General features: G+C 70.6%; 18 protein-coding genes. 10 read left to right on the top strand and 8 right to left on the bottom strand.

Translation table 11 applies throughout. The annotated features are described in order from the left end of the window. Together Q1V71_RS06490 and Q1V71_RS06485 are read right to left on the bottom strand one after the other, a co-directional pair. Complete coding sequence (locus Q1V71_RS06490) at positions 1–1,539, bottom strand: multicopper oxidase family protein (RefSeq protein WP_300641925.1); 1,539 nt, start codon at positions 1,537–1,539, stop codon at positions 1–3. Positions 1,540–1,602: 63 nt separating this feature from the next. Continuing rightward, positions 1,603–1,848: an SHOCT domain-containing protein gene (locus tag Q1V71_RS06485; protein ID WP_206051916.1), complete on the bottom strand. Its 246-nt coding sequence runs from the start codon at positions 1,846–1,848 to the stop codon at positions 1,603–1,605. 237 nt (positions 1,849–2,085) lie between these two features. On the opposite strand from Q1V71_RS06485, the gene Q1V71_RS06480 reads away from it, so the two are divergent. The 9 genes from Q1V71_RS06480 to Q1V71_RS06440 all read left to right on the top strand — a co-directional run bounded on the left by Q1V71_RS06480 (position 2,086) and on the right by Q1V71_RS06440 (position 11,080). Further along, complete coding sequence (locus tag Q1V71_RS06480; RefSeq protein WP_300641982.1) at positions 2,086–2,769, top strand: response regulator transcription factor; 684 nt, start codon at positions 2,086–2,088, stop codon at positions 2,767–2,769. Beyond that, a complete protein-coding gene (locus Q1V71_RS06475) occupies positions 2,766–3,890 on the top strand; it encodes a cell wall metabolism sensor histidine kinase WalK (protein WP_300641921.1) in 1,125 nt (374 codons plus the stop codon). The genes Q1V71_RS06480 and Q1V71_RS06475 overlap by 4 nt, the downstream gene beginning before the upstream one ends. 131 nt (positions 3,891–4,021) lie before the next feature. Continuing rightward, on the top strand, positions 4,022–4,348 hold the full coding sequence (locus Q1V71_RS06470) for a hypothetical protein (RefSeq protein ID WP_051707258.1): 327 nt from the start codon (positions 4,022–4,024) through the stop codon (positions 4,346–4,348). Then, a complete protein-coding gene (locus tag Q1V71_RS06465; RefSeq protein WP_300641916.1) occupies positions 4,341–4,724 on the top strand; it encodes a hypothetical protein in 384 nt (127 codons plus the stop codon). The genes Q1V71_RS06470 and Q1V71_RS06465 overlap by 8 nt, the downstream gene beginning before the upstream one ends. A gap of 22 nt (positions 4,725–4,746) precedes the next feature. After that, entirely contained in the window at positions 4,747–5,370 is a 624-nt protein-coding gene (locus tag Q1V71_RS06460; RefSeq protein WP_300641914.1) for a peroxiredoxin, read from the top strand. 133 nt (positions 5,371–5,503) lie between these two features. Beyond that, positions 5,504–5,788, top strand: coding sequence for a metal-sensitive transcriptional regulator (locus Q1V71_RS06455; RefSeq protein ID WP_179530457.1), 285 nt, complete (start codon positions 5,504–5,506; stop codon positions 5,786–5,788). A 191-nt stretch (positions 5,789–5,979) separates the two neighbouring features. Continuing rightward, positions 5,980–6,195 carry a heavy-metal-associated domain-containing protein gene (locus Q1V71_RS06450; RefSeq protein WP_030485937.1) on the top strand — a complete coding sequence of 72 codons (216 nt, stop codon included), beginning with the start codon at positions 5,980–5,982 and terminating at the stop codon, positions 6,193–6,195. Positions 6,196–6,248: 53 nt separating this feature from the next. Further along, positions 6,249–8,594: a cation-translocating P-type ATPase gene (locus Q1V71_RS06445; RefSeq protein ID WP_300641911.1), complete on the top strand. Its 2,346-nt coding sequence runs from the start codon at positions 6,249–6,251 to the stop codon at positions 8,592–8,594. Then, the gene (locus Q1V71_RS06440; RefSeq protein WP_300641909.1) at positions 8,591–11,080 is read left to right on the top strand and encodes a heavy metal translocating P-type ATPase; all 2,490 of its coding nucleotides are present in this window, start codon (positions 8,591–8,593) and stop codon (positions 11,078–11,080) included. The genes Q1V71_RS06445 and Q1V71_RS06440 overlap by 4 nt, the downstream gene beginning before the upstream one ends. Positions 11,081–11,189: 109 nt before the next feature. Here Q1V71_RS06440 and Q1V71_RS06435 read toward each other — a convergent pair whose 3' ends face one another. The 5 genes from Q1V71_RS06435 to Q1V71_RS06415 all read right to left on the bottom strand — a co-directional run bounded on the left by Q1V71_RS06435 (position 11,190) and on the right by Q1V71_RS06415 (position 16,602). After that, positions 11,190–11,915 carry a DUF3152 domain-containing protein gene (locus Q1V71_RS06435; RefSeq protein WP_300641907.1) on the bottom strand — a complete coding sequence of 242 codons (726 nt, stop codon included), beginning with the start codon at positions 11,913–11,915 and terminating at the stop codon, positions 11,190–11,192. Between the two features lie 118 nt (positions 11,916–12,033). After that, positions 12,034–12,870, bottom strand: coding sequence for a F510_1955 family glycosylhydrolase (locus tag Q1V71_RS06430; protein ID WP_300641905.1), 837 nt, complete (start codon positions 12,868–12,870; stop codon positions 12,034–12,036). A gap of 73 nt (positions 12,871–12,943) precedes the next feature. Further along, a complete protein-coding gene (locus Q1V71_RS06425; protein WP_300641903.1) occupies positions 12,944–13,498 on the bottom strand; it encodes a DUF305 domain-containing protein in 555 nt (184 codons plus the stop codon). Positions 13,499–13,621: 123 nt separating this feature from the next. Continuing rightward, positions 13,622–15,631, bottom strand: coding sequence for a fatty acid desaturase (locus tag Q1V71_RS06420; protein ID WP_300641901.1), 2,010 nt, complete (start codon positions 15,629–15,631; stop codon positions 13,622–13,624). 179 nt (positions 15,632–15,810) lie between these two features. Then, positions 15,811–16,602 (bottom strand): hypothetical protein, encoded by a 792-nt coding sequence (locus Q1V71_RS06415; protein WP_300641899.1) that lies wholly within the window; start codon positions 16,600–16,602, stop codon positions 15,811–15,813. Positions 16,603–16,808: 206 nt separating this feature from the next. Here Q1V71_RS06415 and Q1V71_RS06410 point away from each other — a divergent pair, with 206 nt between their 5' ends. Then, positions 16,809–18,056 (top strand): IS256 family transposase, encoded by a 1,248-nt coding sequence (locus tag Q1V71_RS06410; protein WP_300641897.1) that lies wholly within the window; start codon positions 16,809–16,811, stop codon positions 18,054–18,056. Positions 18,057–18,234: 178 nt separating this feature from the next. Here the strand turns inward: Q1V71_RS06410 and Q1V71_RS06405 are convergent, their stop codons facing one another. Beyond that, entirely contained in the window at positions 18,235–19,836 is a 1,602-nt protein-coding gene (locus Q1V71_RS06405; RefSeq protein WP_300641894.1) for an ATP-dependent DNA helicase RecQ, read from the bottom strand. Positions 19,837–19,873: the final 37 nt, after the last annotated feature.

The raw sequence follows: 19,873 nt of genomic DNA, 5'->3' as shown, positions 1-19,873 counted from the left end.
TCACTCCTGTGCCTGGTAGGAAAGCGTGGACATCATGCCGGTCTCGGCGTGGTAAATGTTGTGGCAGTGGGTCGCCCACTGTCCTGGGTTGTCGGCTTCGAGGTCGACGTCGAGGGTCGCCATGGGGCGCACGATGACCGTGTCCTTGCGGGCTCCGCCGCCCCTCAGCGCGAAGGTGTGGCCGTGCACGTGCATGGGGTGGAACATCATCGACTGGTTGACGAAGCGCAGCCGGACCCGCTCACCCTGAATCAACCGCAACGGGTCGGTGTCGGGGAAGGTCTTGCCGTTGATGGTCCAGCGGTAGGGCGCCATGGTGCCGCCCAGGACCAGGTCGTGGGTTCGGTCGGCCGACCGTCGGTCCAGGCGGGCCGACTCGACCGCCGACAGCGCCGTGCCGAGCAGTACCTTGCCCGACAGCTCGCGGACCTTGACGTCAGCCGCGGGCGGGCGACCGGCGCCGGTGCGGATCACGGCCAGCGCCTGGCCTTGTTTGCCCTCGGCCGAGGCAACCAGCGCGAACACGCCGTCGCCGATGGTGACGGTGGCGTCGAAGCGCTCGCCCATCCCGATCAGTAGCGCGTCGGTGGGCACCGGCACGACGGGGAAGCCGTCGCTGTGCGTGACGGTCATGCGGTGCCCACCGACGGCGACCCGGAACGCCGTGTCCGAGCCGGCGTTGACGAAGCGGATCCGAACGCGTTGACCCGGCTTCGCCGACAGCGTGGCCGGATCGGCGGCTGTCCGGCCGTTGAGCAGGTAGTACGGGTAGGTGATATCCCCGGCACCACCGAGCAGGGGCGACCGCATGACCTCCATCCCACCCATAGAGCCCATCGAGCCGTGGTCCATCCCCTCCATGCCCGTGCCGCCCATGTCGTGCATGCCGCCCATGGAGTCGTCGCCGCCGGCTTGCTGCAGGTCGGAAAGGACCTGGTCCGGGGTGCGGCCCGTCCCGTCGACCCAGTCGTCCAGGACGACGATCCACTCGGCGTCGTACTCACCGGGCTCCTGAGGGTCGTCGACGACCAGGACGCCGTACAGGCCGCGGTCCAGCTGAACTCCGGAGTGCGGGTGGTAGAAGTACGTGCCCGGGTGAGGTGCGGTGAACTCGTAGCGGAACGTCTCTCCCGCGGCGATCGGATCCTGGGTGAGTCCGGGCACGCCGTCCATGTCGTTGCGCAGTGCGAGGCCGTGCCAGTGCACGCTCGTGGCGTCCGGGAGCTGGTTGGCGACGTCGACCCGGAGCACGTCTCCGGCGTCGACGCGGAGCAGCGGTCCCGGCGCGGTGTCGCCGTACGCCCACGTGCTCACGGTCTGGCCACCCAGGTCGAGGGTCACCGGCTGGGCCGTGAGGCGCGCGGTGACCACCCGAGCTCCGGGCTTCCGGCGCGCCGCCTCCGCCGCTGCTACCGCGTCGGCGGCGGGCCCGACCGCTGTACCAGTGGACCGATTGCAAGCGGCGAGGCCGCCGAGGGCGGCCACGCCTGCGAGCCCGGCGGCCCCGCGAAGGACGGCGCGACGAGTGATCTCGGACAAGTGGGGGCTCCTGACTCAGGTTCGGCGAGAGGCGAGATGTGCGAGGCGGGAAGGGGCGAGCGGCTAGTGCACCGAGGCACGCAGCACACTGCTGCGGGCGTGGTACTCGTCTTCGTCGATCTCGCCTCGGGCGAACCGCTCGTCGAGGATCTGCATCGGGTCGCGGCGGTCCGGGGTGGACCCACCGGGGCGCTGCGTGCGGAACAGGGCGAGAACGGCAAAGACCACCAGCGCCCAGAACGCGACCATGGCCACGGTCATGATGATCCAACCGCCCCAACCCATGCCGTCGTGGTACCAGCCCATCATCGTCCTCAGCTCCTTCGCTTGGCTTGGTGACTCCCACGATTGCCCGGACACCACTGCGTCCCGGTCGCGTTCATGTGAAGGTCCGCTGAAGAACGTGCCCTCGCCGGTGCTGACCTACGGCTGGCCGGGCAGCGGACTGAGACCATGGCGGGTATGGGCGAGGACGTCATGGACGAGAAGGCCGGCTCACCGGCAGGGGGTGCCGCGGGTGGCCGCCCCCGAACCGGTCTCCGGGCGATGGTGGTCGAAGACGAGACGCAGCTGGCCGGACTCATCGGCAGCTACCTCGAGCGCGACGGCTTCGAGGTGGCGGTGGTCCATGACGGGCTCGAGGCGGTGGAGGCCGCCCGCGCCGTCGACCCGGACGTCGTCGTGCTGGACCTGGGTCTGCCCAGCCTGGACGGGGTGGAGGTCTGTCGGCAGCTGCGCACCTTCTCCGATGCCTACGTGGTGATGCTGACCGCACGCAGCGAAGAGGTCGACACGCTCATCGGGCTCTCGGTGGGGGCTGATGACTACCTGACCAAACCGTTCAGCCCCCGGATCCTGATGGCCCGAATCCAGGCCATGCTCCGCAGGCCCCGCCCATCAGGAACCTCGTCCGATGCCTTGGAAGGTGCCCGCGCCTTCGGTCCGCTCGTCATCCACCCGCTGGGACGCGACGTGTGGCTCGACGGCGAGCCCGTGGCGCTCACGCGCACCGAGTTCGACCTCCTCGCCGCCCTGACCGAGCGGCCCAGGATGGCGTTCAGCCGCCGCCAGCTCATCGACGCCGTCTGGGGACCCTCGTGGGTCGGTGACGAGCACCTGGTCGACGTGCACGTCGGCCACCTGCGCCGCAAGCTGGACGACGACGCCACTCAGGCCCGATTCATCCGGACCGTCCGTGGCGTCGGCTACCGGATGGGCACAGGGCAGTGACCAGCCCCCCACTCCTGGCGGACACGGTCCGTGCCCGGCCGCGGTTCGCCACTCGGCTCCTGGTCGCCCAGGCCCTGGTGCTGGTGGCCGGCGCCCTGACCACTTGGTTGGTCGCCTCCGTCGTCGGACCCAGCATCTTCAGCGACCACCTCCAGCAGGCCGGTGACACCCACACCGCCGAGGAGACTCGTCACGTGGAGGAGGCCTTCGCCTCGGCGCTGGTCCTTTCGGTCTCTCTGGCGCTGCTCGCCTCGGTCCTCGCGGCGTTGGCGGTCTCGTGGTACTTCAGCCGGCGGGTGCAGCGCTCGATCGGCAACGTGGCCGCCGCCGCAGCGGACATCGCCGCCGGACGGTACGACGCCCGGGTGCCCGACCCGGGACTGGGCGGCGAGTTCGCCTCCCTCGCACTGACCTACAACCGCCTCGCGGAGAGGCTCGAAGCGACCGAGTCGACTCGACGCAGCATGCTGGCCGACCTGGCCCACGAGATGCGCACGCCCCTGGCCACGATCGACGCGCACCTCGAGGCCGTCGAGGACGGCATCCGAGCCCTGGACGACGACACGCTCGGGGTGATCCGCGGCTCGACGGGCCGCCTGCGGCGCCTCGCCGAGGACATGTCCGCCGTCTCCCAGGCAGAGGAGGGGATCGACGTGACGCTGCGACCGATGGCCGCCGCTGACGTGGCTGCCGCGGCCGCCGACGTCGCCCGCGACCGGTACGCCGCCAAGGGGGTAGACCTGCGCACCGAGCTCGCCGATGCCGGCCAGGTCCGCGTCGACGCCGACCGGTTCGGACAGGTGCTCGGCAACCTGCTCGACAACGCCCTGCGCCACACTCCGGCGGGCGGGACCGTGACCCTGGGCTGCCGACGGATCGACCAGTGGGTGGAGTACCGCGTCGCCGACACCGGCCAGGGGGTGGCAGCCGAGCACCTGCCGCACCTGTTCGACCGGTTCTACCGTGCCGACTCCGCCCGCGACCGTGGCCATGGCGGCTCAGGCATCGGGCTGGCCATCGCCCGCGCCCTCGTCGAGGCACATGGCGGCGGTATCTCGGTGACCAGCGCCGGACCCGGACTCGGGGCCACGTTCACGGTACGGCTACCTGGCCTCCGGTAGGGCCTTCGGGCCCGGACATCCGGGGCCAATCGCCGGGCATCTTCAGCGAACCTTCACACCACCTCGCCACTTTTCCCCGAGCACCCCGTCGACGCTGGACCGTGTCGAACCAGCGCGCACGAGGGGAAGCCATGTCATCACCCACGCCGGCATTCGAGCCGCTCCGGATCACCGTCGTGGACAACGAGGCCTGCCACTTCTGCGAGGACGCCCAGCGGGCGCTTGCGACGCTGGCAGCCAGCTACCCGCTCGCGGTCGACACGGTAGCTGTGCGCAGCGAGGCCGGCCAGGCGCTGATGGCACGCCACCGCGCGCCGATGAGCCCCCTGGTTCTCCTCGACGGCACCTTCTTCAGCAGCGGACGTCTGCCACGACGCAAACTGGAGAAGCTCCTCAAGAGCAGGTACGGCGACGCACCGAGCACCGCCTCCGCGGCGAGGGGGGCCAACCATGGGTGACCTGCTGACAACTGGCTCGGTCCTCGCCGCGTTCTTCGCCGGAGGCGTCGCCCTGTTCGCACCGTGTTGCGTCGCGTTCACGGTCATGGGTGGCTTCGTCATCTACCTGGCCAACACCGGCCAGATGACCGGTGGCCCCGGATTCCAGGTCTCCATCGGCAAGGGGCTGTCCGAGGTCCTCGCCCGCATCGAGACCTGGACCGACCCGGTCCCCGAGCCGGTGCTCGGACTCGCCGTGCTGGCCCTCGCCGCAGTCTTCGTCATCGCCACGCTGCGTGACCGACAACGACCGGACGCATCGACCGACGCGGAGCCCGACGAGGATCCCGCCTGCCACGGCCCGGGCGTCGGCGCCCACCCCGACAACCACAGCTGACCCGGACCCTGGAGGAAACATCATGTCGCACAAGGCCGCCGAGCAATCCCGTAACGAACGCCGTCAGTGCGCGGAACAGGCCGCGCGGGCATCCGGTCGTCGCCGCCGCCTGCGCATCATGATCGGCACGGCCAGTGCATTGGCTCTGGTCGCCGCGGTGACAGCCATGATGCTCACCTCGCGCCCCGAGTCCTCCGACGCGATCCGCACCGCCCCCGAATTCACCCTCACCGACACCGGCGGCTCCGAACACACCCTGGCTCAACACCGCGGCGAGAACGTGCTCCTGTACTTCTCCGAGGGCGCCGGGTGCCAGTCCTGCATCGTCCAGATGGGCGAGATCGAGAAGCAAGCGGCAGCCTTCCAGAAGCTCGACGTCACCGTGCTGCCGATCGTGATGAACACCCGCGAGCAGATCACCGCCGACATGACCGCCAGCGGAGTCACCACACCGTTCCTGCTCGACGACGGCACGGTCTCCGAGGCCTACGGAACCCTCGGCAAAGGCATGCATGCCGGACTGCCCGGGCACAGCTTCGTGCTCATCGACAGGCAGGGCCGACAGCGCTGGTACGGCGAATACCCCTCCATGTGGCTGGCACCCCAGGACCTGCTCGACGAGATCCGCAGCAACCTCAGCGCCTGACCACCGAGGCAGAGCCGATCTCGATGAAGGTTCGATGAAGGTCTCTCCGGCCACCTTGTGGGAGTACCCCATGGGGGTATAGTCAACTGCGAAGGCAGACACCCCGTCCGGGTATAGGCAGAGGAGGGTCGCGATGGCAGCCGAACCGGGATACCTCACCGAGAAGCAGGCAGTGCTGACCCGGCTGCGCCGCATCGAGGGCCAGATTCGCGGCCTGCAGCGCCTGGTGGACGAGGAGCAGTACTGCATCGACATCCTCACCCAGGTCTCGGCGGCGACGAAGGCCCTCGAAGGCGTGGCGCTCGTTCTCCTCGACCAGCACCTCGAGCACTGCCTGACCCACGCCACCGACCCCGCCGAGGCCCAACAGAAGCTCAACGAGGCCTCCGCAGCGATCCGACGACTCGTCCGCTCATGACCGACCCGACCAACCAAGGAGCACCCATGCCCGCCCCACACACCAGCCACGAACTCCAGTTGGCCGACAGCCCCCCGAACGGCGGTGGCTGCGGCTGCGGAGGATGCGGCTGCGGCGCCAACACCGAGACCGGTAGTTCCACCGGCACCACCATCGAATCGACCGCCACCGCCGCAACGAAGGGAAACGAAATGACCACGACCAGCTACGACGTGACGGGGATGACCTGCGGCCACTGCGCCAGCGCCGTCACCAGCGAGCTCAAGAGCCTGGACGGCGTCAGCGACGTCTCCGTCGACCTCGTCGCCGGCGGGACCTCGTCGGTCACCGTGACCAGCGCCCAGCCCCTCGATCGGGCGCAGGTCGCCGCAGCCCTCGACGAGGCCGGCGACTACCACCTCGCCTGACGGGCCAGGCCCCTCACGTCCGAAGCGCGATCCATCCCCCAGGAGGCACAGTCATGACCCAGCAGACCACCGCGTCCGACACCGTCAACGACATCGAGCTCGCCATCGGTGGGATGACGTGCGCCTCCTGCGCCGCGCGGATCGAGAAGAAGCTGAACAAGCTCGACGGCGTCACCGCCACGGTCAACTACGCCACCGAGAAGGCCAAGGTCAGCTACCCGACAAACCTCAGCCCCGACGACCTCGTCACGGTGGTGGAGGCCACCGGCTACACCGCGACTGTGCCGGCCCGGGCGCCCAGCGGTGACGAGGGCGTGGCCACCCCCGAGCCGGACGATCGGGACCGAGAGGCCGCGGGGTGGTGGCAGCGCCTGGTGGTGTCGGCCGTGCTGACGGTGCCGGTGCTGGCCATGTCGATGATCCCGGCGCTGCAGTTCGACAACTGGCAGTGGATCTCGCTGACCCTGGCCTCACCCGTCGTTGTCTGGGGTGCCTGGCCGTTCCACCGAGCCGCGGTGACCAACGCCCGCCACGGCGCCGCCACCATGGACACCCTGATCTCGGTCGGCGTCACCGCCGCCTGGCTGTGGTCGCTGTGGGCACTGCTGTTCACCCACGCCGGGATGACCGGGATGCGGATGCCGTTCGACCTCTTCCCCGACGGCGAGGCGGACGTCCACATCTACCTCGAAGTGGCGGCCGCGGTCACCACCTTCATCATCGCGGGCCGCTACTTCGAGGCCCGCGCCAAGCGCCAGTCCGGTGCGGCGTTGCGCGCCCTGCTCGACATGGGCGCCAAGGACGTCGCCGTCCTCCGTGACGGCGCAGAGGTGCGCGTGCCCGTGAGCCAGCTGGCGGTCGGGGACCGGTTCATCGTGCGTCCGGGGGAGAAGGTCGCCACCGACGGTGTCGTCGAGGACGGCACGTCGGCCGTCGACGCCTCCATGCTCACCGGAGAGCCGGTGCCCGTCGAGGTCGGGCCCGGCGACTCCGTCGTCGGTGCCACCGTCAACGCCGGCGGTCGCCTCGTCGTCCGGGCCACCCGCGTCGGAGCCGACACCCAGCTGGCCCAGATGGCACGGCTGGTGGAGGAAGCCCAGAACGGGAAGGCCGAGGTCCAGCGCCTCGCCGACCGGGTCTCGGCGGTCTTCGTTCCCATCGTGATCGCCCTCTCCCTGGCCACGCTCGCCGGTTGGCTGCTGACCGGTCACAGCGTCACCGCGGCGTTCACCGCCGCAGTGGCGGTCCTGATCATCGCCTGCCCGTGCGCCCTCGGGCTGGCCACCCCCACCGCCCTGCTCGTCGGCACCGGCCGCGGCGCCCAGCTCGGCGTGCTCATCAAGGGCCCCGAGGTGCTCGAGTCCACCCGGGTGGTCGACACCATCGTCCTGGACAAGACCGGCACCGTGACGACCGGACGGATGGAGCTCGTACAGGCCGTCCCCGCCGACGACGTCGACGTCGCCGACCTGCTCCGGCTGGTCGGTGCCCTCGAGAACGCCTCGGAACACCCGATCGGTCAAGCCATCGCCACCGGCGCCAGCCAACGCCTCGACGCGCAGCTGCCCGACGTCGAGGGATTCACCTCGACCCAAGGCCTCGGCGTCGCCGGGGTGGTCGACGGCCACGCGGTCGTGGCGGGTCGGCCCGGCTGGCTCGCCCAGGAGTGGAGCCAGCCCCTCGCCCCGCGCTTGGCACAGGTGGTCGATGCGGCCGAGCAGGAAGGCCGGACCGTGATCGCCGCCGGCTGGGACGGCGCAACCCGCGGCGTGCTGGTCGTCTCCGACGCCATCAAGCCCACCAGTGCCCAGGCTGTGGCCGAGCTCAAGGAGCTCGGACTGAGGCCGGTGCTGCTCACCGGAGACAACGAACGCGCCGCCCGCGCGGTCGCCGCCGAGGTGGGCATCGACGACGTCATCGCCGAGGTCCTTCCGGCCGACAAGGTCGCCGTCGTCGAACGTCTCCAGCGTGAGGGCCGGACGGTGGCGATGGTCGGGGACGGCGTCAACGACGCCGCCGCACTGGCGACCTCCGACTTGGGCATCGCTATGGGCACCGGCACCGACGTGGCCATCGAGGCGTCCGACCTCACCTTGGTCCGCGGCGACCTGCGCGCGGCCGTCGACGCGATCCGGCTGTCCCGCCGCACCCTGCGGACGATCAAGGGCAACCTGTTCTGGGCCTTCGCCTACAACGTCGCGGCGCTGCCTCTGGCCGCGCTCGGCTTGCTCAACCCGCTGATCGCCGGTGCCGCGATGGCGTTCTCCTCGGTGTTCGTGGTGTCCAACAGCCTGCGGCTGCGCCGGTTCCAGGCCGTCTCCACGCAATCGACCGAGACGCCACACCTCGAGCACGACTCGACCAGGACCAACCTTCCCAAAGTGGAGGCAGGACGATGACCAAGCACGAACACCACATCGGCCACGACGACCGCGATGCGCGGGGTGACGGGAGATCGACCGCGGTCCTCGAGGTGTCCGGGGTCCAGTGGGCGACCAGCAAGAACGTCGCGGAGGCGGTGCTGTCACGCCAGCCTGGCGTGCTCTCCGTCGACGCCAACCCGGTCGCCCAGACCGCCACCGTCACCTACGACCCGAACCGCACCAGCATCAGCGAGCTGCTGGACTGGGTTCGGGAGTGCGGCTTCCACTGCGCCGGGCAGTCTGTCCCCAGTCACGTGTGCGACCCGATGCTCGAACCAGGTCATGATCACCACGCTGACCACGCTCAGCAGGCCGCGCATGGCGAGCACGACCCGCATGCCAGCCACGACAAACACGCCGGCCCCGCCGGCCCGGCATCGCCCGTCTCGTCACCGCACGACGCGATGGGCCACGGCGGACACGGCTCGATGTCGATGGCCGACATGGTCCGCGACATGCGCAACCGGTTCCTGGTCGCCGTGCTGCTCGCCGTACCCGTCTCGTTGTACTCGCCGATGGGGCGCGACATGCTCGGCTTCGACGCGGCCGCCCCGTTCGGGATGCGCGATGACATTTTCGCCCTGATCCTGTCGCTGCCGGTCATCTTCTACTCCGCCTGGATCTTCTTCGACGGTGCCTGGCGAGCACTCCGAGCCAGGACCCTGGACATGATGGTGCTGGTGGCCGTAGCAGTCGGCGCCGGCTGGCTCTACTCCCTCGGAATCACCCTTACCGGTGGCGGCGAGGTCTTCTACGAGGCCGCGGTCATGCTCACCGCATTCGTGCTGCTCGGCCACTGGTTCGAGATGCGAGCACGAGGCGGCGCCAACGACGCCATCCGCACCTTGCTGGACCTGGCCCCTCCGATGGCGACCGTGCTCCGCGAGGGCGAACCCGTCGAGGTCCCCACCTCTGAGGTCCAGGTCGACGACCTGCTCCTCATACGGCCCGGGGCGAAGATCGCCACCGACGGCACCGTCGAAGAGGGCGAGTCGGAGGTCGACGAGTCCATGGTCACCGGCGAGAGCCTCCCGGTGCACAAGGCACCCGGCGACCAGGTCATCGGCGCCACTGTCAACGCCAGCGGCACTCTCCGGGTACGCGCGACCAAGGTGGGTGCCGACACCGCACTGGCCCAGATCGTCGCCCTCGTGCAGCAGGCCCAGAACTCCAAGGCCCCCGGACAACGGCTCGCCGACAAGGCCGCGTTCTGGCTGGTCCTGGTCGCCCTGGTCGGAGGAGTCGGCACCTTCCTGGTCTGGCTCGCGGCCGGCGCGAGCGTACAGACCGCGCTACTGTTCGCCATCACCGTCGTCGTCATCACCTGCCCCGACGCCCTCGGCCTGGCCACGCCGACAGCGATCATGGTCGGCTCCGGTCTCGGGGCGAAGCGCGGGATCCTGTTCAAGAACGCCACCGCGATCGAGTCCTCCGCGCGCATCGACACCGTCGTGTTCGACAAGACCGGCACTCTCACCAAGGGCGAACCCGAGGTCACCGACGTAGTGGTCGGCGACTTCGATCACGACCGGGTGCTGGCCCTCGCCGGCGCACTCGAACGCGAGTCCGAACACCCGCTCGCAGACGCCGTCGTGCGGTACGTCGACGCCACCGATGTCCCGCGCCTGCGTGCCACCGGCTTCCGCAACGTCACCGGCATAGGCGCCCTCGCCGAGGTCGACGGCCACCAGGTCGCCATCGGCAACCGACGCCTGATGGAGTCCGAAGGCATCACCATCGGCGACCTCGGCGCGCGGCGCGACGAGATCGCCTCCGGAGGCCGCACGGCGGTTTTCGTCGCCGTCGACGGTCGAGCCGTCGCCGTGCTCGGCATTGCCGACGCGGTCCGCGAAACCTCGGCTGCCGCGATCGCGGCGCTCCATCAGGCGGGCATCAGGGTGGCCATGCTGACCGGCGACAACCGCGCCACTGCCGAGCGGATCGCCGAGGAACTGGGAATCGACGACGTCATCGCCGAGGTGCTGCCCGAGGACAAGGCGCACCAGGTTCAGCTGCTGCAGGCGCATGGCCGCACCGTGGCAATGGTGGGCGACGGCGTCAACGACTCGCCCTCGCTCGTGCAGGCAGACGTCGGGATCGCAGTCGGCGCGGGCACTGACGTCGCGATCGAAGCCGCGGACGTCGTCCTCATGCGGTCCGACCCGCTGGACGTGCCGGTGGCGCTGACGATCGGCCGGGGCACGCTGCGCAAGATGCGCCAGAACCTCGGCTGGGCGGTGGGCTACAACGCGATCGCGCTCCCCATCGCGGCAGGCGTGTTCGAGCCCGCCTTCGGCTTGGTGCTGAGGCCGGAGGTCGCGGCTTTGTCGATGTCGGGGTCCAGCTTCTTGGTGGCGGTCAACGCGCTGTTGCTGAAGCGCCTTCGGCTGCCGGTTCAGCCGGTCGCCTCGTCGGATTCAACGGCTTCGATGGGAGCTGTGGAGCACGCGGGGCATGAGTAGGGGTGTCATCGCCAAGGTCCTTGGGTTGGGATTCAGCATCTGCTCGGGGCCGTGAGGGCCAGGCTCCTCTATGGACCCCCGCACGTCTCCGGTCCGACCAGAAGGTGGATCAGTGCCCGACGAGGTCCACGCGGGCGGGCCACGGGTTTGGTTTGCAGCCCTCCAGGCCCTTGGTCTGTTGCAGCATCACTGGCGCGATCTCGCCAGGTCCGGGACAGCCGACGTGGGGATTGCCCAAGGCGTGGCCCGTCTCGTAGTTGATGACGTAGCGTCGGTATGCCACAAGGTCACCGGCGTAGCCGTCTGCACCGAACTGCCACCGCCAGGCGTTGAGGACGACGTCGTCACCGTTGCGGCAGGACAGCCGTCCGTCGGTGTCGAGTGGTGCACAGAGTTGATCGGCCGTCTCCGGGGTGGCCAGGACGATGCGGAGGTCGGCATGGCCTTCGACGCGGACGAGCGTGTGTCGCGTCGCCCAGCCGCGCTGATCAGACAGGGTGGCTTCGACCAGCCGCGCCACATCCACGGTGCTGAAGGGCAGGCCCTGCTCGACCTCGACCCGGTAGGTCACCCCGTCCTGCGGCCCGAGCAGTGATGCGGCGGCGACTTCGAAGGTGCCGGGGCCGCGTTCCGGAATTTGAGTGGCGGGGGTGGGGGGCCCACTCGGATCTGGGTCACGATCTCGACCGACCGCGACCTCACCGTCTGGTCGCTCGCCCTTGAGAGTCGGGTCAGGGTGCGGCGCGGACGGTGGCGGGGACGCAACTATAGTGCGGCGGCCCGCCTCCCCGGTGTTCGTTGCGCCGGGGATGAGGAACGCGGCGGGCACAGCCACGGCGGCGGTCGTTGCCAGCACCGCCAGGCCGGTGAGCCCTCTCGTGGCACGCCGCGGCGCGCGATGGGAACCCGCGCGTCGATGCGTGGCTCTGCGGTTACTCATCGTCCCTGGACGATCACAGGACGCGGGTCCATGTGTCGCCGTCATCGGTGGACCGGTAGACGGCCGTTTCGGTCGCGGCGAACCAGCCCTGGGCGCTGATGGTGAATGCGGCCGGTTGGCCCTCGATTGAGCCGACCTCGCGCCAGGTTCGGCCGGTGTCGGTGCTGACCCGGACGACGCCGTCGGGGTCGATACCGGCCAGGTTCCCGTCCGGAGTGGTGTCGAGGTACATCGTGCTCGGACCGCCGAGTTCTCGGGTCTCCCCGGAGATGGCGTCGATGCTGTGGAGTTGGCCGTTGCCGTCGGTCGCGATCAGCGCGACGCTCCCATTGACCGTCGCGACGCTGATCAGCGGACCTTGGAACACCTCGTCGAAGTTCTTCCGGTCCACGGTTCGCAGCAGGCGGCCGGAGGTCGCGTCGTATGCGTAGAGGGCGTCGCCGGCGGGTTCGAGGATGTGAAAGTCCGCCTCGCCTTGGAGAGCCAGCGGCGTCCAGCTCTCTCCGGCATCGGTCGACTCGATCAGTCCCAGGTGTGCGGGCAGGTCCTCGCGCAGGTCCGGGTGCCCGCTCCCGAGGAAGTGGCCAGGACCCACGACCGTGAACGCCATCGTGTCCTGGTAGCGGTCGGCAACCCGGCTGGGCTCTCCATCGCTCTTGACGCGGAAGAGCCCAAAGTGGGTGGCGACGTAGAGGCTGTCGTCGGCCGGGTCGACGCCGAGACCATGGATGTGGCCGAGGCCGGGGTCCTCACTGGGCGGTGCAGTCGTCGAGGTGTCTTGGGAGCAGGCTCCGGTGAGGAGAGCGGCGCCGACGAGGACGGCAGCTAGGGGAAGGTTGGATCGCTTCAAGGCGGTGGCTCCGAGGTGTCTGGTGGTGCCGGGCAGCGGAGTAGCTCCGTCCTGCCCGGCACCGGGATCGAGATCAGGGCTTCAGCAGGTCCTGCATCGTCTGGATCTCTTCCGCCTGCGTCGTCTGGATCTCCTTGGCCATGTCGACGGCCTCGGGGAACTCGCCCTCGGACTGCTCGGTCTTGGCCATCTCGATCGCGCCCTCGTGGTGCTCGATCATCATGGCGAGGAACATCTGGTCGAACTCCGCTCCGGCGGCCGTCTCGAGGTCGGCCATCTCGTCTTCCGTCATCATTCCGCCCATGTCGTCGGACGACATGTCGCCGTGATCCATGCCGGACATTCCGTCGTCCGGGACGTCCTCGCCCCAAGACTCCAGCCAGCCGGTCATGGTCTCGATCTCTGGACCTTGCGCTGCTTCGATGTCGGCGGCGAGGTCTTTGACCTCCTGGCTTTCAGCGCGTGATTCGGCGAGGTCGGCCATCTCGATGGCCTGCTGGTGGTGGGGGATCATCTCCTGGGCGAAGGTGACGTCGGCCTCGTTATGGCTGGCCGCGGTGTCAGTGTCGTCGTCGTTGCCGCAGGCGGCAAGGGTGAACAGCGAGGCGTGCCCGCCACGTCCCAACACCCATCAGGCAAAGCCCAACAGCCACCGGCTTGAACCAGAACACCACACAACGTGGTCCTGAGGACTCGAGTCCCTCTACGCCGCCGACGCGGTCCTGCTGCGCGCCGGTGCTCGGACGCCGAGTCAGTCGTCGTAGCTGACCCGCAGCTCCTCGGTGACCGGGTGCGCCTGGCAGGTGAGCACGTAGCCCGCGGCGCGCTCGGCGTCGTCGAGGGCGTGGTCCTGGTCCATGACGGCGCGGCCGAGCAGCACCTTGGCGCGGCAGGTGCCGCAGGCGCCGCCGGCGCAGGAGTACGGCGCGTCCAGGCCGCGCGAGAGGGCGGCGTCGAGCACGGTGTCGCCGGAGGAGCGCAGGGCGAAGGAGGTCTCCTCGCCGGCCAGCGTCACGGTCACCTGGCTCTCGACGTCGAGCTCGAGGTCGGCGTGGGTCTCCTCGGTGTGGAAGACCTCGGAGGCGACGCGGCCGCCACGCGGGTCGAGCTCGGCCCCGAGCTGCTCGACCAGTGCCGTCGGGCCGCAGAGGAACCAGGCGTCCACCCGCTCCGGCGCGAGGGTGGCCAGGAGGGCGGCGTCGATGCGGCCGCGGTGGGACCCGCCGTCCTCGCGGGAGAGCACGTGGTGGACGACCAGCCGGCCGGCGTACGTCGCAGCGAGGGCGTCGACCTCCTCGCGCAGCATGGTGGAGGCGGTGGTGCGGTTGCCGTAGACCAGCGTCGCGGTGCTGCCCGGCTCGGCCTCGAGGGTGGCGGCGAGGATCGCGAGGACCGGGGTGATGCCGGAGCCGGCGGCGACGCCGACGTACGAGCCGACTGCCGTGGGGTCGGTGTCGTGGCCGAAGCGACCGGCCGGGGTCATCACGTCGAGGATGTCGCCGGCGTCCAGCCGCTCGTGGACGTAGCCGGAGAAGACGCCGCCCTCGATCCGCCGCACGGCGACGCGCAGCGTGCCCTCGGGGGAGGGGAGCAGGGAGTAGGACCGGCGCAGGTCCTGGCCGTCGACCATCGCGCGCAGGGTGACGTGCTGGCCCGCACGGTGCCGATACGCCGCTCGCAGGTCCTCGGGGACGGTGAACGTCACGGCCGTGCTGTCGGCGGTCAGCCGCTCGACCGAGCGCACGCGCAGCGGGTGGAAGTGCGGCCGGGTCGAGCCGCCCGCGGCGGTGGCAGCGGAGCCGTCCGGCACGGCGTCGTACGCATCGGTGAGGCGTCGCCAGGTGCGGTACTCCGACGGGGTCAGCGAGCGGCCGAAGACCGTCGAGATCGCGGCGTTGCGGTCGAGGTAGGCCTGCTCGTTGCGCCGCCAGGCCCGCACGTAGCGGTAGAAGGGGATGCTGGGGTGCAGGTGGTGGACCAGGTGGTAGTTCTGGTAGACGAACAGCGGCGTCATCCACCCCTCGCCGCCGACCCGCACGCGCGTCGCGCGGTACTTGTCCTGGCGGCTGGTGAACGGCAGCCCGTGGTGCGGCAGGTAGTCGAACCACCAGGCCAGCACCCCCAGCCCGAGCCGCTGCGGGATCAGGAAGGCGACCGCCAGCGCCGTGCCGTGGCCGGTGAGGAACAGTGCCGTGAACCCGCCCACCACACCGAGGAACATGATCGAGGTCGCCACCACCTCGCCGCGGGGGCGCTGGGGGATGCGGCGCAGGTAGAAGACGAAGTACCAGAGGTCGATCGTCATCCACCGGAACGGCAGCTGCCACCACGGCCCCTCGCTGGTCCACGCGTCCGGGTCGACCGACTTCTGCTCGTTGGTGTTGCGGTGGTGCTCGATGTGGATGAACCCGATCATGCCGAACGTGCCGTACGGCGCCACGAACGGCACCGACAGGTGACCCATCAGGTCGTTGAGCCGGTCGTTGGTGCTGACGGCGTGGTGGGTCGCCTCGTGCAGCACGCTGAACATCAGGAACGTCACCGCCGTGCCCATCGGGATGGTCACCCACGGCGACCACCCGGCGACCAGCACGCCGTAGAGCTCGAGGGCGAAGAGCGCCAGCGTGGCGACGTACAGCGCCAGGGTCGGCCAAGCGACCGGCGGCACCCGCTCCCCGGGGTCCGGCAGGCCAGAGACCGGCTGCGGGTCGGCACTGGTCGCGAGGGGGCGCGTGGGGGAGGAGGTGGCGGCGTCGGACATGGGGAGGGCTCCGGTCGTCGGGGATCCCGCCAAGTTTGACAAATGCTGATCATTTGTCAAGCACCGGTCGGGGTCGCGCAGGTGGTACGCCGACGGCCGGCCCCCGCGAGGCGGGGACCGGCCGTGGCGGTCAGGTCAGGCCCTGGTGGGCCCGGGCCTTGGTGATGGCGGTGCAGGTGTCAGGCAGCGATCCCGGGGAAGGGGAGCTCGGGCAGGCCGGGGATGCCCGGGATGCTCGGCAGGCCGCCGCCGATGGCGTCGCAGATGGCCTGCGGGAGGCCGGCGTCGCACAGGGGCTGGATCGGGCTGGAGCCGCCGTCACCGCCGCCGGGCGCGCCCGGGATCTCGGGGAGACCCGGGATCGAGGGGCCGCCGGCGGCCGCGTCGCAGATGGCCTGGGGCAGACCGGCGTCGCACAGGGGCTGGATGGGGCTCGTGCCGTCGCCACCGCCGGGAGCGGGGGTGCCGGCCGCGTCGCAGATGGCCTGGGGCAGACCGGCGTCGCACAGGGGCTGGATCGGGCTCGTACCGTCGCCACCGCCACCGGGCGGGACGGGGATGGAGCCGAAGGCGTCACAGATCTGCTGCGGGGCACCCGCGTCGCAGAGGGCCTGGATCGGGCTGGCGGCGGGGGGCTCGGGCTCCTCGCCGGGCTCCTCGGCCTGGCACTCGGCCAGGCGCCGCTCGGCCTTGTCCAGCTTGCGCTCGGCCTTGTTGCGCTTCTTCTCGGCGCGCGCCTCCTTGGCGCTGTTGCCGGCCTGCTGCTGCTTGTCGAGCTGGCGCTCGCGCTTCTCCAGCTGGCGCTCGGCCTGCCGGACCTGGGTGCGCTCGGCGTCGCACGCCGCGCGCTGGGTGGAGACGGGGGCGGCACCGGTGGCCGCCGAGGCCGTGCCCGTGAGGGCGACGGCGAAGCCGAGGGTGAGAGCGACCGCCGAGAGCAGGACGGCCAGCTTCTTGAACGCATGACGCATTGAGTTTTCCTCCTGAATGGCCCCCTCCCATGTGGGGTGCCGTGCGCGCAGCGTAAAGCGAGGTCGACGTGACCTGAGTTGAGTCCCCGATAGTGGTGTAGCGCGGTCGCCGAGATCGTCACCGTCGTGTACGGATGACGAAGCAGCGGCCACCGCGTGATCCTTCGAGTGAACCTCTCACAGCACTCTCGAACGGAGTCATCACGATGACCGCTCCTCACATTGTCGACCCTGCACGCCTGCTCGGTGAAGCCCTCGCCGAGGCGTCTCCGGATCTGATGCGCCAGCTGTTGCAGACGATGATCAACGCGCTGCTCTCGGTTGACGCCGACGCCGTGGTCGGCGCCGAGTACGGCCGACCCACCCCGGGCCGGACCGCGCAGCGCAACGGCTACCGCCACCGCGACCTCGACACCCGCGTCGGCACCATCGATGTGGCGATCCCCAAGCTCCGCAAGGGCACCTACTTCCCCGAATGGTTGCTCGAGCGCCGCAAGCGTGCCGAGACCGCGCTGATCACTGTCGTCGCGGACTGCTACCTCGCCGGCGTTAGCACGCGGCGGATGGACAAGCTGGTCAAGACCCTCGGCATCGACGCGCTGTCGAAGTCGCAGGTCTCGCGGATGGCCGCCGAGCTCGACGAGCACGTCGAGCAGTTCCGCCACCGTCCCCTCGATGCCGCTGGCCCGTTCACCTTCGTCGCCGCCGATGCGTTGACGATGAAGGTCCGCGAGGGCGGCCGGGTCATCAACGCCGCGGTGTTGCTGGCCACCGGCGTGAACGGCGATGGCCACCGCGAGGTCCTGGGGATGCGCGTGGCCACCGCTGAGACCGGTGCGGCGTGGAACGAGTTCTTCGCCGACCTGGTCGCCCGCGGCCTGTCCGGGGTACGGCTCGTGACCAGCGACGCCCACCCCGGCCTGGTCGAGGCGGTCGCAGCCAACCTGCCTGGTGCCGCGTGGCAGCGCTGCCGCACCCACTACGCAGCGAACCTCATGAGCGTGACTCCGAAGAGCATGTGGCCGGCAGTGAAGGCGATGCTGCACAGCGTCTACGACCAGCCCGACCGGCCGGCGGTGCACGCCCAGTTCGACCGGCTCCTGGACTACGTCGCGGAGAAGCTGCCGCAGGTCCACGACCACCTCGACCACGCGCGTGCGGACATCCTGGCCTTCACCGAATTCCCCAAAGACGTGTGGACCCAGATCTGGTCCAACAACCCCGCCGAGCGCCTCAACCGCGAGATCCGCCGCCGCACCGACGCCGTCGGGATCTTCCCCACCCGCGAAGCCATCGTGCGCCTCGTCGGCGCGGTCTTGGCCGAGCAGACCGACGAATGGGCCGAAGGCCGCCGCTACCTCGGACTCGAAGTCCTCGCACGCTGCCGCGTCAACCCCATCCCCACCACCGACACCGAGATCGGAGCCGACCAACTGCCAGCACTCACTGCCTGAACCCCCAGCGAAGGAACGCAGCGCTACACCACTAGCCGGGACTTGACCGTGACCTGGCTCACCTCGGGGCGACGGACTCATGATGTGGACCGGCAGCCCTGTCAGATCTAGACCACCTTGACGGCGGCCCGTTAGGCACACCCCCTGGGGCATGTCGGGCGGTGGGCCTCGCTGGGCCTCAGGCGGGGCGGAGCAGCGAGCGCTCCCGGACCAGCGCCGTCGACAGCGTCCGATAGCCGACGCGGTCGAAGAGCACCGTCACGGTGTCCCGGGTCAGGTCGGTGACGGTCCCGCGACCGAACCGCCGGTGCCGCACCTCGCTCTCCGCCGCGATCCCGTCGAGGTCGGCGAGGACGCGCAGCGGTGTCGGCCCGCTCTCGCTGGCGCAGGTCCCGCACCGGCCGCACGGGTCCTCGGCCCGGTCGCCGAAGTGGTGGCGCAGGACCAGGTCGTAGCAGTGCGTCGAGTCGGCGTACTCCCGCACCCGCTCGACCTGCGTGCGGCGCAGGGTCCGCTCGGCGTCCGCGCGACGGCGTACGACGTCGGCGAGCCGCTCGACGTCCCAGGCGGGGTCCGCGCCACCGGCCTGGAGCAGCGCGAGGACCCGCCCGGTGGTGCGACGGCCGAGCCCCGTGGCCCGGGCGAGAGCCGCGGCGTCGGCCGCGGGATCGGCCCGCCAGGCCTCGGCGACCCGGCGCACCGAGGACGAGCGCGGTCGGCCGCCGGCGAAGAAGTGGCCCAGGGCCAGGTCCTCCTCGCGGAAGAGCAGCTCGGCCTTCGCGGGTCCGCCGTCGCGGCCGGCGCGGCCCGACTCCTGGTAGTAGACGTCCAGCGACTCCGGCGCCTGCGCGTGCAGCACCCAGCGGACGTCCGGCTGGTGCACGCCCATGCCGAAGGCCGACGTGGCCACGACCACGTCGACCTCGCCCCGGTGGAACCGCTCGTGCACGTCGTCGCGCACGCGGCGGGGGAGACCTGCGTGGTACGCCGGGGCGCGCAGCCCCAGCTCGGTCAGCGACGCCGCGAGCGCCTCGACCGAGCGTCGGGTGCGCGCGTAGACGAGGCCCATCCCGTCCTCGCGCAGCGCGGCGACCCGCTCGCCGACGAGTCCGGCGCGGTCGGCCTCGTCGTGCAGGCGCACGACGCCCAGGGACAGCGAGGGTCGCTCGAAGCCCAGCACCTGCTCGTCGCAGTCGGCCAGGTCGAGCACCCGGCGCACGTCCTTGCGCACCGAGGACGATGCGGTCGCGGTGACGGCCACGGTCGGCGGTCGGCCCCAGGCCTCTCGGACCGCGCCGAGGCCGGCGTACGCCGGGCGGAAGTCGCTGCCCCACGTCGACACGCAGTGCGCCTCGTCGACGGCCAGCAGCGCCGGCGGGTGCTCGTCGAGCAGGTCGCGCAGGGGGCCGCCCTCGAGCTGCTCGGGGGAGGTGAGCAGGACCCGCAGCGTGCCGGCGCGCACGGCTTCCTCGACCCTGGCCCGGTCGGCGGCTCCCTCGCCGCTGGTCCACCGGGCGGCCACCCCCTCGCCGGCGTGCTCCTCGAGGCTGCGGACCTGGTCGGCGGCCAGGCTCAGCAGGGGCGTGACGACCACGCAGAGCGCGTCGCAGGCCAGCGCCGCCAGCTGGTAGACCAGCGACTTGCCGGAGCCGGTCGGGGCCACCAGCAGCACGTCGCGGCCGGCCAGCAGCGAGCGCACCGCGGCCAGCTGGGCCTCGTGCGGCTCGGGCACGCCGAGGCGGGTGGCGGAGAGGTGGACGAGGTCGGGCTGGCTGCTCACGAGCCGGGAAGTACCCAGGTCGGGACGTTCCACGGCC

The sequence above is a fragment of the Nocardioides sp. genome, from assembly GCF_030149505.1.
Taxonomy (GTDB): domain Bacteria; phylum Actinomycetota; class Actinomycetes; order Propionibacteriales; family Nocardioidaceae; genus Nocardioides.
The sequence above is the reverse complement of the archived record's forward strand: the minus strand, read 5'-3'. Positions and strand labels throughout refer to the sequence as shown.